10 protein-coding genes are annotated in these 14,061 nt (G+C 31.5%); 4 read left to right on the top strand and 6 right to left on the bottom strand.

The window, feature by feature from the left end; genetic code table 11:
- Nucleotides 1-26 precede the first annotated feature (26 nt).
- On the top strand, nucleotides 27-491 hold the full coding sequence (locus tag ACXAHM_RS05035) for a hypothetical protein (protein ID WP_474959320.1): 465 nt from the start codon (nucleotides 27-29) through the stop codon (nucleotides 489-491).
- A 140-nt stretch (nucleotides 492-631) separates the two neighbouring features.
- On the opposite strand, the gene ACXAHM_RS05040 is transcribed toward ACXAHM_RS05035, so the two are convergent.
- A complete protein-coding gene (locus tag ACXAHM_RS05040; RefSeq protein ID WP_474959321.1) occupies nucleotides 632-1,186 on the bottom strand; it encodes an acetate uptake transporter in 555 nt (184 codons plus the stop codon).
- Nucleotides 1,187-1,348: 162 nt separating this feature from the next.
- The gene (locus tag ACXAHM_RS05045) at nucleotides 1,349-3,391 is read right to left on the bottom strand and encodes a hypothetical protein (protein WP_474959322.1); all 2,043 of its coding nucleotides are present in this window, start codon (nucleotides 3,389-3,391) and stop codon (nucleotides 1,349-1,351) included.
- A gap of 152 nt (nucleotides 3,392-3,543) precedes the next feature.
- Between ACXAHM_RS05045 and ACXAHM_RS05050 the strand changes: the two genes are divergently transcribed.
- Nucleotides 3,544-4,443: an EamA family transporter gene (locus tag ACXAHM_RS05050; RefSeq protein ID WP_474959323.1), complete on the top strand. Its 900-nt coding sequence runs from the start codon at nucleotides 3,544-3,546 to the stop codon at nucleotides 4,441-4,443.
- A 79-nt stretch (nucleotides 4,444-4,522) separates the two neighbouring features.
- On the opposite strand, the gene ACXAHM_RS05055 is transcribed toward ACXAHM_RS05050, so the two are convergent.
- Nucleotides 4,523-5,830, bottom strand: a complete 1,308-nt coding sequence (locus ACXAHM_RS05055) for a hypothetical protein (RefSeq protein ID WP_474959324.1) — start codon at nucleotides 5,828-5,830, stop codon at nucleotides 4,523-4,525.
- Between the two features lie 234 nt (nucleotides 5,831-6,064).
- On the opposite strand from ACXAHM_RS05055, the gene ACXAHM_RS05060 reads away from it, so the two are divergent.
- Complete coding sequence (locus ACXAHM_RS05060) at nucleotides 6,065-6,844, top strand: hypothetical protein (RefSeq protein WP_474959325.1); 780 nt, start codon at nucleotides 6,065-6,067, stop codon at nucleotides 6,842-6,844.
- A gap of 158 nt (nucleotides 6,845-7,002) precedes the next feature.
- Here ACXAHM_RS05060 and ACXAHM_RS05065 read toward each other — a convergent pair whose 3' ends face one another.
- The 3 genes from ACXAHM_RS05065 to ACXAHM_RS05075 form a co-directional block, all read right to left on the bottom strand.
- Nucleotides 7,003-8,073, bottom strand: coding sequence for a hypothetical protein (locus tag ACXAHM_RS05065; RefSeq protein ID WP_474959326.1), 1,071 nt, complete (start codon nucleotides 8,071-8,073; stop codon nucleotides 7,003-7,005).
- Nucleotides 8,074-8,357: 284 nt separating this feature from the next.
- Nucleotides 8,358-9,290, bottom strand: coding sequence for a DUF6263 family protein (locus tag ACXAHM_RS05070; RefSeq protein WP_474959327.1), 933 nt, complete (start codon nucleotides 9,288-9,290; stop codon nucleotides 8,358-8,360).
- 100 nt (nucleotides 9,291-9,390) lie between these two features.
- On the bottom strand, nucleotides 9,391-10,314 hold the full coding sequence (locus tag ACXAHM_RS05075; protein ID WP_474959328.1) for a phosphodiester glycosidase family protein: 924 nt from the start codon (nucleotides 10,312-10,314) through the stop codon (nucleotides 9,391-9,393).
- A 624-nt stretch (nucleotides 10,315-10,938) separates the two neighbouring features.
- Here ACXAHM_RS05075 and ACXAHM_RS05080 point away from each other — a divergent pair.
- Nucleotides 10,939-14,061 (top strand): SusC/RagA family TonB-linked outer membrane protein, encoded by a 3,123-nt coding sequence (locus tag ACXAHM_RS05080; protein WP_474959329.1) that lies wholly within the window; start codon nucleotides 10,939-10,941, stop codon nucleotides 14,059-14,061.

Below are 14,061 nucleotides of genomic sequence, written 5' to 3' on the forward strand. Positions count from 1 at the left end.
ATGAATTACAATTTCAAGCTTTTACAATGAAAGAATTTTTATATCTATTTCTCTTTGTCTTCTTACCATTTTTTTCTTTTGCCCAAAAGCCTTCTGTGAGTGAATATGAACTAGGGTCTCTTTACGAGGAAAATGAAGAAATTGATTCTAATACATTCATTTTTGATACTACACTAGAAAAATTAGAGGGTGAATGCACCTTATTTCTTACTCCTCAATCGTTTACCATTTATGAAATCACATTTACAGCCAAAGATGTTTCCAGTGATGAGGCAAAAAGATTCTTAGGATATATTGAACAAAAATATAAAGTGAAATTAAATGCGAAAAGTTTAGAGAGTATACATTCTATCACAAAAAAAGGAGTCGAATATAGAATTGAGGTTAAAAAAACGGGAAATACCTATGCTCTTTTGGTGCATTTACTCGACTTAGATGCTAAAAATTTAAATCAAGTTGAAACCAATGAGATAGACGATTCTGAATTTTAATTCCTCATTCATGATCTCAATTGACACATCAATCAATGTTTTTGCCTGCTCTTCAACATTATCAAAAAGCTTATTTTATTCAAAAAAAACACCATTTGAATGGTATCCAAATGGTGTATTTTATAGGTCTTATTCAAAGACTATTTTATAATTTTCTTTCCTAAAGGAAGTACTTCTTTATCTGCTAATTCATTTAAAATCGCAGCTGCCATCATGTACCAAGCAGCTAATGCACAAATAATAAGGTCAATTGCAGCAATTGTTTTGAACGCTGGAGAAACGAAATGCTCTAACACTAAAAACAAGAACCCTAATAAAAGTGTACCGAATGTGAATGCCATTGCCGTGTGAATTCTTAAACTTCCTACAAACATAATGGCTGTGTATAACATCCATGCTAATAAGAAGAATCCAACATCTGTGTGACTTGATTCATAAATCCCATAATGGTTACACAACCAGATAATACAAAGGCCCATCCAGAATGCTCCATAAGAAACAAAGGCTGAGAAACCGAAACTGTTACCCATTTTTTGTTCTTGAAAACCTGCAATAAATTGAGCTAAGCCACCAAATATGATACCCATTGCCATAACTGGACCTAAACCAATCAGACCTAAGTTATGAAACTGTAATAAAAGAGTGGTTAAACCAAAACCCGCTAAACCTACAACTGCAGGATTACCATTTTTCATCTTATTCTTTATTTTTAATGAATGATAAATTTTACAATTTGGAGTAATAGGTCTGTTTTTTTGGTTTGCAAAGCTAGAGATATAAGAAGGAATTTCCCGTTAATGAAATGTAACTTCTGTAGATGAAATCAAATGACTTCGAACTAATCTCAATGGGAAACCCTAATTATTCATATTTTTATTTAAAAAGGCCATTGTGATTGCTGCAGATTCAACTTTAAGTAATGATTTCTGTACTTGTTTATCTAGACTTAAATATTCTATTGTCCCCATCAAATCAGCTTCAACCTGTTGATAATTTTTACCAGGTGCATACATTGTTGCTCTCCTTGTAGGAAGATGATACATGATATATTCTTCTGCATACAATTTAATGGTCTCTTCTTTAGTCCAATCAATATTCTCTAAAGAATTATTTTTTGTAACTGCTCCACCAGCATTTCTTAATGCTTCATCAAGGTTTTCCAATGCAACTCCAGTGGCAAGAGAAGCTATTTCACCTGACGTTTTCTTAGTTGTAGGAAATGGATTTTTAAAAAGAACGTATGATTCTTCTTTTTGAAGTACTTCTACAAAGACATTTTGATAATTGACAAACATCTTTTCCTCGTTATCAATCAATACTTTAAAATGCATTACATCATCAGCAGTAGTATATTCTAGTGATTCTCCATTTTCATTTGTGAAAATGACCTTTTCAGAGAAAGTGACATTAGGTAGTGGTTTTAAAGTTATCAAACCTTGTTGCTCTGAACCGTCTTGAAATACTAATGTCCCTTTGCTACCCTGAGACACAGAATTTATCTTGTTTATCACAGAGGCAGGTATTATTTCTTTTTCAACTATTTGAATTTCATCAAATGTTGATATAAATTTTTCTTTTTCTCTACTACTTAATAATCCACATCTTGCAACTTCATTTTTATATTTTTTTTCTTCCTCACCATTTCTTAAAAAATAAGTTCTGATTGCTCCCATTGTTTTGATAGATATTTCACCTACTTTGGCATCACCGTTTTTCATTTTTAGGTATCCCCACATAAACTCGGTTTTAGAACTACCTTCATTCATTGATTTATATTTCCACTTTCCTTCAAAATCAATCGGGTAATCCAAAACATGTGTATCCTCATAAGTATCTCTCTCCCAATCTAATATATCATTTTGAGGAATATCCTGAGCAGTGAATTCAACTTTATCCTTTGAAAAATATTGCAGTACTGCTTCCTTATTTTCGACATAAAAAATGCTTGATATATCTCCTTTATTTTCTTTAGCAATTAAACCTTTTTTTACTGTTCCATCTACTAATATTACTTTCCCTTTATAAAATTTTCTTTCTGGGTGTATTAATGAATATTGCTGATTATTTTCCAGAACAGTTTTATAATAAGTCATGTTTTCTTGTATGCCATAAATATCAATATCTGAATACTTTATCTTTAAAGGCTTTTTTTGGCCCAATGGTGTAATTCTTACTTTGGTAACAACATCACCACTTCTCACTAAAGTAATTTTTCCATTGTGTATTGATCCATCTTTTAATTTTACATAACCAATAGCAGCGTTTGATTTCCCATTATTCCAATTAAATAATGATAGGCTGCTTTCAAATTTTTTATCTTCAAAGGCTTTTACACCAAAGTTGCTTACATCTTCTTTTTTGAATGTTAATTTACCTGATTCTGTTTTAACTGTGATTGATTTAATCTTTTGAGCAACTTCTTTAACAGTGACTGCCCCTTCAAAGGTTTTTCCATCTTTTGTAATCACATACCCATAATTTGCCCATCCTTCTCTTCCCTTTGAGACTGTTTTATTACCTGTATTCATACCAGATACAAAACTACTCATTCCTCTATCCTGTTCTACCCAATAAAAAGCACCTGGAGTATCATTTACAATGGTATTCGATAGTCCATACTCCTTTAAACTCCTTGGGTAAAAATCATATTTATTACCTGCGTTGGTGATTAGTTTAACAGTAAAAATAGCTTCATAAGAATTCCCTTTTAATGTTATTTTACCATTAATTTTTGTCCCATCATTAAGAATTACATAACCGTTATCTAGTTTTGTAGTATAGTTATAAAATCCATTTTTTTGTACTTGATAATTTATTTTTTGTGATTTGTTCTTTGAGTTTTGAGCCCACATTACTTGAATCGCAAAAAAAGACAGTGTTAAAAGTAGTAGATGTTTCATTAAAAATAAGTTTATTTAAACAATAGCTGAACATAGTAAAAAATACAACTTCATTATTTTTTTTGGTTGTGAATGGTAAAATTATGTATATGAATGGATATCTTCGGGTAAAATTTAATGCATGCATTTTTTAAAATAAATCAATAACAATCATGTGGGTTTTATTAGCCATTTTTTCAGCCATGGGTCTAGGCATATATGATATTTTCAAAAAATTAGCACTTAATAAAAATGCTGTAATTCCCGTCTTGTTTTTCTCTACCTTTTCAGCCTCATGTTTTGTTTTACCAATATTTTTGGGTTCAATTTTTTATCCTGAAACTTTAATAAAATGGGGTTTATACATTCCTTTTAGTGGATGGGAAGTTCAAATTTTGATAGCTCTAAAAACAGTAATCGTTTTAGGTTCATGGCTTTTTGCTTTTTATGCAATTAAATATTTACCGCTTACAATAGTCACTCCCATCAGAGCAACCGGTCCACTTTGGACATTAATTGGTGCGATATTCATTTATAAAGAAGTACCTACTGGTATTCAAATCCTAGGTATCTGTATCACCTTACTTTCTTTTTATTATTTCTCTACAATTGGAAAAACGGAAGGTATTAATTTTAAAAAAGATAAATGGGTTTGGATGATAATTGCAGCAACATTACTTGGAGCATGTAGTGGTCTTTATGATAAATATTTATGCTTTAGATATGATCGATTAGAAATTCAGGCATTTTTCACTTTCTACCAATTCCTATTTATGCTACCGATTGTACTTTTCATATGGTTACCCAATAAAGATAAGGACAGTACTTTTTCATGGAGATGGAGTATTCCTTTAATTGGTATTACATTACTTTTTGCTGATTTTCTTTATTTTAAAGCTCTAAGTGATCCAAATGCATTAATTTCAGTAGTCTCAACGGCACGACGAGGCGGTGTCGTGATTGCCTTTATTGGTGGTTACTTTTTATTTAATGAAAAAAATATATCAAAAAAAGGAATTGCTTTAGCAGGGATTTTAGGTGGAATATTACTATTATATTTAGGTAGGAATTGATAAAAAATCAAACCATTAATAAGCATGACTAAATTGAATACCATCATGCTTATTAATAATTTGTACTCTGAATAAAATTTTATTGTGAATCTTCCACCTTAATTTTTCCTTTTAAATCGAAGTTTTTTACTACACCATTATTAATGTATCCTTTCGTACCTTTACCTTTTGTAATGATATCTCCTTCAATATGAATTGCTTCAACTTCGCCTCCTTTTTTAATGCTTAATGCATCAGCAGAAAGTTCTAATACCATACCATTGATCAATGATTTTCCACTACCACCATGAGTAATTAAGTTTTTCTTCACAATGATTTCGCCAACAGGTTGTGATATTTGGATACCTACTGCACCATCACCATATGTTTCAATCTGATTAAAAATGGCTTTTCCAATTGTACCTAAATATTGATTAAAACCTCTTGCGCCATGACCGTAAGTAATAATATTAGCTGTATTTTCATAAGAATCAACTCTTCCAAAATTAACTAGACCAATACCACTTGGACCGTAGGATATCCAGTCTGATGTAGCAGTCCAATGATCAATTTCTCCCCAATTGTCAGCAATGATATCATTATTACCATAGGTAACTAACTTTCCATTATTCACGATATTTTTAACATAGGAACCGTAACTATTAAAAAAGGCAGCAGTAATACGGTCAGGTGCATTAGAATAAATCATTCCTGTTGTATGAATTTCTCCTAATTCTAGTTTTTCAACAATTACATTTCTTGAGCCATTATCGTGCATTGCACCAAGTAAAAAACCACAACCAAAGACAGGTGCATTTTCACTACCAATATTTACCTTCGTAATTGCATTTACTTGGATAATACTATCAGGATTTGGATTAAAATTATAGATAGTAAAAGCTCCTTGACTGATATTTACCGAAGCAACAATACTTTCATTATATTTTGTATTATTTTTTAGATCTACTTTTTCAATTTCCATCGGAGCACCACCCTTTGAAGGTTCTTCAGATCTATGTAAAGCATTTGCTTTAGGAATAGTTATATCATTCGCTTCCACTGATAACCGATCATTACCTTCTCTTGTTAATAATTGAATTTGGCCATTAACTGTCAACTGTTCTAACGAAATTGTTCCTAAATCAGTTAGTGCACTAGAAATAAAAATCGCTCTTTTTTCTTCTTGACAAATAATTGTAAGGTTCTTAATTGAATTATTTCCTTCTAATGATAACCCATCGGAATATAAAAATAGTAAAATCCCTTTTGCTTCTCCTTCTAGTGAAATACCTTCTTTAAGTTGAATACTCTCAGATGCAATGATGGAACCTTTTATTTTAATTTTTGTAATACCGCTTTTTGAAAGTCCTTTTTTTAGTTCTAAAAATGTAGAAACTTGTAATTCCATTTTATATAAAGTTTGATTTTAAAGAAAATAGATGAAAAGAATGCTTGTCAACTATTTTTATGATAATAGGTTGTTTACGAAAATTCAATGGCCTACTTTTTTATTATTTGTTCAACCCATCTCGGTATTTGATTAAATTAATTTTCTAAACTTTCTTAAGTTTATTTCAAAAGAAAAAATATATAATTTTATTTACACCAAAATAAAGTAACAGACAAACTCACTACCTTCTTAATGAATAAGAAAAAAATCATTCTTACCCTGATAAGTATTCCTTTTCTTCTCATATTTTTCACAGCATTGGATGTTATGATCTATTCTAATGATGGAGAAAGTATTAGTCATGGAAATCGATTTAATGGACACCTAGAAAATGGATGGCTATTACCTTATTCAGGAGAAAATTTCTCTTCGTTTAGTTTCTTCAGTTATTATCTTATGGACAATGGTTTTGTAAACAATAAAGTTTATGATGCTGTAGTAGATAGCTATAAATTGTTAGAGAAAAATACACCAGAGATTCATTTTCATTACATGGAATGCAGTGATATTGATGGAGGTCCTGTTTGGTTTCATAGAAGTCATCGTAATGGTACAAGTATTGATTTTATGTCTCCAAAAATAAAAAACAATGTTCCTTATACAGCTTTAGACAATTGGGGGCTTGGGCATTACTTTTTGGAATTTAATAATAATGGTGCGTTAATTCCTACATACCCTTATACTAATTTTATTCATCCTTCTATTGGAAAGGTAATTTCTAAACAGCTTGATCCAAAAGTGAAAATTGATTTTGAGACAATGGCAAAACATATCTTAGCCTTAGATGAAAGTTGTAAGAAACATGGAATTAGCATTCGACAAGTAGTTTTTAAGATTGAATTAAAAGATGAACTTTTTAGCACACCATCTGGTAAAAAATTATTAAGTAGAAACATCAGATTTGCATCAAAATTACCCGATGCCGTAAACGGAATGCATGATGAACATTATCATATCGATTTTAGAATTTAAGTTGGAGAGTAATCTAAATGCTATCTCATTTTAATACTAATGAAGTAAAAAAGGCTATTCCTGTAATTAGAAATAACCCTTCCTACTACATAAAAAATAGAGAAAAAAAATCCCACTTTAATTAAAAAGTAGGATTCAATATATTTTGAAAAAGAAGTTTACTGATAAACCACTTTTTTTCTTGACTTATCACCCATCGGTACATTTTCCCATACAAAATGTCCGTCTACTACAGGATAACCTGCTCTTACAATATCACTATTACCATTGGATTGTATAGTGTCTACTGTAAAGAAACCTAGTTTTTTAGCGAAAAGAATATGATATTCTTCAACATCGCCTAAAGGCATAAAGCTTCTATCTTTGATTTCTAACTTCTTCCATTCCAAATATTTTGGTAAAGTATAATCATGGAATGAAGTACACTCTTTTACTACATTGGGATGTAAGTTTTTTACTTTTTGTGTATTTGCCAATACTTTTGCCATAATATCTCCATAATCGTCTACATCATCACCCCAATTGATTGTTTGTAAAAGATTCAAGATCAATGTATTCTTATATGTTCTTTCTTTTGGCAACCAACTTACATTAAAGATTAAGAACAAAGCATCAGCTAAAAATTCTTTTTTATAAGCAGTCAATTTAGCTTGTTGATCTTTATCAGCATATTCTTTGATATTATTATTCGCTAATACCAAGAATTTACCTATTGTCTTTACCAAGAAGTTTTTGATACCAAATGGTTTTTGATCCAATTTACCATCTAAAAAGATCTTTTTAGACATTTTACCTTCTTCATCCTGCTCCTCTAAATCATAATTTAGTAATAAAGATTTCACCAGTACAAGAAGTTTAGTAAAATCAAGTATTGTGATTTGCACTTCTTGATCTTCGGTAATTGCCTTTTTCTTGAAGTATGGATTTAAAACAACATCATATTGTTTATTGATACGGTCTGTCATTTTTTGTAAAGAGGTGATTACAGGAACCGTTTCCTCTATTTCTTCATTTGTTGTAGTCTCGCCTTTAGCGATTTTGTCATCTACATTATTTAAGAAGACCAAAATTTGATCAAATACATTATCTTCTTTATTCTCACCATCCGCAATCAATTGCTTTTGTAATGCAGCCCATCCTGATACTAGTTTTTCTAGCATTTGGTGCACTCCTTCTAATGATTCAAATTCAGGTGTAATTAACTCTGACAGATTTTTCTTTTTTCCCATTGAATACTTCTAGCTATAATTTGAAGGGGACAAATTTAATAAAGAAATTTCGGTTGTTAAATTATATATTCTCTTTTCTGCAAAAAGTAAAAGTAGATATTAGTGAATTGACAAAAAAAATACTGATTACACAATTAATTCACGTTTCTATCTCTCTCAAAATTAGAATTATAGTTTACTTTAGCTAAAAATTAAAAGCAAAGAAATCATTACCAATTATTAAAATAAAAAGGCATTAAACATCTCTGCTTAATGGCTTTTCAATAAGATATAGAAATTAAAATCTATTTCACTACATTTCCTTCTTTGATGACGGCAACTGAAGAAACTTCCATAGGAACATTCATTTCATTACCTCCCATATTCATTATATTATTTCCTTTAATTTCTTGATTCACGTTGGCACTAATAATCCAACCTGTTTCTGTAGAAATTTTATAAGAAGAAGTAATTGTTCCACCACCTTCAAAACGAGCTGGAACTCCATTTACCATCTTTGTTTTTTTGTTATTTGGATCTGTTGTGATCGTTGATGCTGCATCGATAATATATGCTTCTTTTGTAATATCAGTCAGTGTATATGTACTTTTCACATCTGCTTCAACAACACCTGTTAATTTAGAATCAATAGTCCAAGATGCTTTTTTCTTTACAGGCTCAGATGGATATACTTTCATCAATAATTCTAAGTTTTTAGCATATTGATCATTTCTATACGATTCTTTCAATTGTGCTAAAACTTGATCTCTTTGTGCTGCTGGAATGTCTTGTGTTTCAGCAATTACCTTATCCCAAAATTCATCAAAGCCATCCACTTTCACAACTTCTCCTTTATTTGATAATACGACTTGGAATTTTTTACCAATCATAGCTGAAAGAATCTTAGAAAAAGGATCTGCAGCTCCTGAATTTGAAGAGAAAGATTGAATTTGAGGACCCATTTCGATACCTAGATCAAACTCAGTAAATGAAACATCAAGAGAGAAATTAGATCCATCAACGCTAGTAACGTTATATATGGAAGTATTTTCAATTTCCATGTTAATATTCATAGCCTGTCCCATCACATTTTGTTTGATAGACATACTTGTAGTGGTTTCTTGGGTATAGTTTTGACCTTTTTCAAGATTTAGTTTGATGTCCTTTGCTTTTTGTGCATTTACTAAAGATGGTATCAACATCGCAACCATCAATAATCCTTTAAAAATTAGTTTCATGTAAAATTTAGTTTTCTATTTAAATAAATAGAGTTGATAGAATAGTTTACTCTTATTAACAACGGTAAAGCTAATAATAAGTTGCACAATACACAAAAGATTAATCTTCGATTGAATAGAAAATATAGGAAGGGGAAAAACTGTATAAATTTGCTTTCAATATTTTTTGTGATGTCCAATTTAAGAGTCCAAAAGCATTCCATCTATTATTGAACGTTGAAAAAGTCAAATAATAATCATCATCGTTGTATTGGTATTGTAAAGCAGAACCAGCATCAAACAATGTAGCAGTTTGAATATGATTTTCTTTTGCCAATAAAGCCATTTCTTTTACTCTTAAAACAGCTCCTCGATTAGAAACCAAAAAACATATGTTCCCATTTTCATGCATTCCGATTAAATTTCGATAGGTTAATCGTTTATCTGAAGAATTTCTAGTTTCATCTAATATATACTCCCATATGATACCATTCTTCATGATTGAGGGGTGTGCTTGACATGAGTAATCTACTTTTCCTTTTTTAGCTTCAATAAAACTTCGAGGCCCTGCCCACGCTTTTCCATCAATTACTCTAAAGAATCCAGACGAAGACTTCTTCTTTTCTTCTACCTCCTCGCCTTCGATAATGAGTTCTCCGACATTCTCCCCTTTTTTGTCATAGAATGCACTATTGATAATAAACTGTGCCTTTTCTTCAAGATCTATCACTGATTTATCTTCATTATTTTCTAAGATTTTAAAGTGATGATCATTCTTTTTGAATTCAAATAAATAAAGTTTCTGAGGGAATATTGAGGCGTATGCTTTATAGATTAAAGAGCCTTTCTTTCTTTTATATTCTAGTTCATTAATTTTCACATATTCATTTTCATGGACGGTTATATTTTTCTTTATGTACAGTTCACTATCTCCTCTATCAATAAAAAAATAGGCGTTACTAAATAAGTTAGCTGCATTAATTCCTAAATAACTTACGAGTAAAAAGAATACCAGTAGTAACCATTTATTTCTTAAATATTTCATCCAATCCTAAGTGTTTTTAGTTTTAAGTCTAAATTAATTATCCTCTCTAATATATTATCAATTACTAAATATTGAGCTTTATTTACCTCACTTTTTAACATTAAATCAAAAGGTAACACCTCCCCCCTTTAACGTTAATAGTATGTGCTTAACATATTTTTAGCAGGAAAAAGTAACATCTACGTAAACAATTTTACTTTTTTGAGATAATTGTTTTTTATTATTAAAATTATTAACAATATTTATACTCCTAACACATTGCAATATTAAGCGTAATGTATACCTTTGTTAAAGAAATATTTTTTAAACCTAATATATATTTTTACAATTTTAATAAAGAGCATTGATTATTGTTTACTGTTATTAATGGAATAATATTAATGTTCTGGAGCCTGAATTTTATCAAGAATTATACACCTAATTTATTGTAAAGTATGGATTGTATCTAGAATACACCCCTGCTTTCTAGCTTAATTTTTAAATACATAAAACAAACAAACCTCGATTATAGCATTGTGCGTGTTATGGTCATCATTCTAAATACTTAACCTTTTTTTCCACACAGAACGCTTCAAAAGTAAACCTATTTTTTAGCATCGTGTTCTGTACATTTTTAACAGCTATATGAAAATTAAACATTTATTATTTTCATGCCTCTTCCTTATTGCCTTTGCTTTTCAAGCACAATCGCAAGAAAGACTGATAAAAGGGCAAATTAAAGACAACACCACAGATGAACTTATTCCTGGTGTAAATGTACTTATTCAAGGAACAACAATCGGTACTACTTCAGACTTTGATGGGCAATACACCCTAAAGGTTAAAGAAGGTCAAACACTCGTTTTTTCTTATATCGGTTATAAATCTTTCCAAGTAGAGATTAGCAATCAATCTGTGATTGATGTAGCACTAGAGTTGGATCAAGAAGAACTAGATGAAGTAGTTGTCACTGCTTTCGGTATGGAAAGAAAAACGAAAGCTTTAGGTTATTCAGTTACAGAAGTTTCTGGTGAAGGTTTACAACAAACTAGAGACCCCAATGTTATCAACTCTTTACAAGGTAAGGTAGCAGGTGTACAAATCCAGAAATCTACAGGTGGTGCAGGCGCTTCATCAAGAGTAACTATTCGTGGTAATAGTTCATTGAATGGATCAAACCAACCTCTTTATGTAGTAGATGGTGTTCCAGTTGACAATAGCTCATTCTATTCGAATGCAGGTTATTGGGATGGTGGCATCGATTATGGTGATGGTATCGGTGATATCAATCCTGATGACATAGCATCTATGACTGTATTAAAAGGGCCATCAGCAGCAGCATTATATGGTAATAGAGCATCAAATGGTGTAATTCTTATCACAACAAAGACAGGTGAATCGAGACAAGGAATTGGTGTTGAATATAATGGTAATGTTACTTTTGAAAAACCCCTAGTATTACCGAATTATCAAAATAAATATGGAGTAGGTACTGGTGGAGTTACTCCTACCAATAATGTAGATCAAATTAGAGGTTTTGGTGGAGATTGGAATGCAGCTTCTTGGGGGGCAGAAATGACAGGTCAAGAATTTACAGATTGGATGGGTGAAACAAGAACACTAACACCACAATCAAATAATGTAAAAGACTTTTTTGAGACAGGTTCTACCGTTACAAATTCATTAGCTGTATCTGGTGGAAATGAAACTGCAGATTTTAGAGCTTCATATACTAACCTTCACAATAATGGTATCCTTCCTAATAGTACATTTGATAGAAACTCATTTGGAATCAGAGGACGTGTGAAGGTAACGGAAAAATTAACTGTTGATTCTCGTATCAACTATTATAATGTGAAAGGTTATAACCGTCCAACAACTGCTGAAACAATGGAAAACCCAATGTTTGCATTTATGAATATGCCTAGGTCAGTAAGAATCGATGATTTGGAAACATACCAAAGAGTAGATGGTGAGCACTTAAACTGGACTGACAACTTATTCCGTCAAAACCCTTATTATTCAATGACAGAAGCACCTAACCATGATGAAAAAAATAGATACAATGGTTTTGTTTCTGCAAAATATGAAATCACGGATTGGTTAAGTTTCCAAGCACGTACAGGTTTAGATCGTTTTAATCATGAACAATATCGTTATAGACCAATGGGTGCTCAAGGAACTGTTTATGACCCTGATGGACAAATTGCAAAAGACCAATATGATGTTGCGGAATGGAATTCAGATTTCTTATTAGTTGCTAAAAAAGATATCAATGAAAACCTTTCTATCCAAGGTACGCTAGGTGCTAACTTCTTAAATCAACAAGTAAGACATCAACATACATTTGCAGGTTCACTTGTACAAAATGGTTGGTATAGTTTGAACAATGCTGCTGAAATTACAGGCAGAGATAACTTCACAGAAAAGCAAGTTAATTCAATTTTTGGTGCAGCAAACATCTCTTACATGAACATGTTATTCTTGGATGTAACAGCACGTAATGACTGGTCTTCTTCATTACCAGGTCAATCTTTCTTCTACCCTTCATTCACAGGTGCATTTGCCTTCTCTGAGTTGATGGAATTAGATGGAAGTGGCTTTACATTTGGTAAAATTAGAGCTTCTTGGGCACAAGTTGGTGGAGATACTGACCCTTACATGACACAAGCCAATTATACAATGATCACTACAGGAACAATTAATGGTCAACCATCAATTGGTGCTGGTGATATCGGAATTAGCCAATGGACACCCTATACTCAATTACCTCCTTTAGATTTATTACCGGAGATGACAACTTCGTATGAATTTGGTGTTGATTTGAGATTCTTTAATAATAAATTAGGTATTGATGCGACGTATTATAATGCGTTATCTCAAAATCAAATCATTCCTGTAACATTACCTGAATCTTCTGGAGCTAACTCTATTCTTGTAAACGATGGTTCAATCAGAAACCAAGGTATTGAATTACAATTGACAGCAACTCCTATTCAAAGTGGTGATTTCGAATGGAACACAATCGTAAATTACACTTTAAACAGAAATACAATTGAGTCATTAGCTCCTGAGTATGGTTTAAATGAATTAGAATTAAATAGATCAGCTCGTTCTGAAGCAGTCGTTACTGCTGTTGTTGGAGAAGAATATGGTGTAATTAAAGGTAATGACTTTGTTTATGGAGATTCAGGCTATCCTTTAATGGATGAAAATGGTAACTTCTTAACGGAAGAGAAAAACTTTGGTAGTATCATGCCTGACTTCATGGTAGGTTGGTCAAACACATTCAATTATAAAAACTTTGTGATGAATGTAGTTGTGGATGCTCAAGTTGGAGGACAAATGTTCTCATACACAAACTACTATACATCAGCGAATGGTAACCATCAACGTACAGTCGCAGAACGTGAAAATGGTATCCCTGTAGAAACTGCTGATGGTCAAGTAATCAAAATGGATGCTGAAGAGTATTATTTAAAATCAGGAGGTAATGGTGCTAAAGTAATTGCTCCTTTTGTTGAGGAAGCTACTTACATCAAACTTCGTGAATTAAGTATCGGATATTCATTGCCAAAACAATGGATTCAAAAAGCGAAAATGCAAGATGTGACCGTTTCTCTTGTTGGACGAAACTTATTCTATTTCTATAACAACTTAGATGGTATCGACCCTGAGTCATTAGTAAGTAGAGACATGTTAGGTATTGAATATGCTTCAATGCCATCAACAGCAAGCTATGGTGTGAATATCAACATTAAACTTTAA

The sequence above is a fragment of the Flammeovirga sp. AWQ4_249 genome (genome assembly GCF_056161045.1).

Excerpts from the sequence above, each read along its gene's own strand:
- ACXAHM_RS05065 (WP_474959326.1), bottom strand. The coding sequence starts at position 8,073 with ATGGGAAAAAAGAAAAATCTGTCAGAGTTAATTACACCTGAATTTGAA.
- ACXAHM_RS05040 (WP_474959321.1), bottom strand. The coding sequence starts at position 1,186 with ATGAAAAATGGTAATCCTGCAGTTGTAGGTTTAGCGGGTTTTGGTTTA.
- ACXAHM_RS05035 (WP_474959320.1), top strand. The coding sequence starts at position 27 with ATGAAAGAATTTTTATATCTATTTCTCTTTGTCTTCTTACCATTTTTT.
- ACXAHM_RS05050 (WP_474959323.1), top strand. The coding sequence starts at position 3,544 with ATGTGGGTTTTATTAGCCATTTTTTCAGCCATGGGTCTAGGCATATAT.
- ACXAHM_RS05045 (WP_474959322.1), bottom strand. The coding sequence starts at position 3,391 with ATGAAACATCTACTACTTTTAACACTGTCTTTTTTTGCGATTCAAGTA.
- ACXAHM_RS05080 (WP_474959329.1), top strand. The coding sequence starts at position 10,939 with ATGAAAATTAAACATTTATTATTTTCATGCCTCTTCCTTATTGCCTTT.
- ACXAHM_RS05060 (WP_474959325.1), top strand. The coding sequence starts at position 6,065 with ATGAATAAGAAAAAAATCATTCTTACCCTGATAAGTATTCCTTTTCTT.
- ACXAHM_RS05070 (WP_474959327.1), bottom strand. The coding sequence starts at position 9,290 with ATGAAACTAATTTTTAAAGGATTATTGATGGTTGCGATGTTGATACCA.
- ACXAHM_RS05075 (WP_474959328.1), bottom strand. The coding sequence starts at position 10,314 with ATGAAATATTTAAGAAATAAATGGTTACTACTGGTATTCTTTTTACTC.
- ACXAHM_RS05055 (WP_474959324.1), bottom strand. The coding sequence starts at position 5,830 with ATGGAATTACAAGTTTCTACATTTTTAGAACTAAAAAAAGGACTTTCA.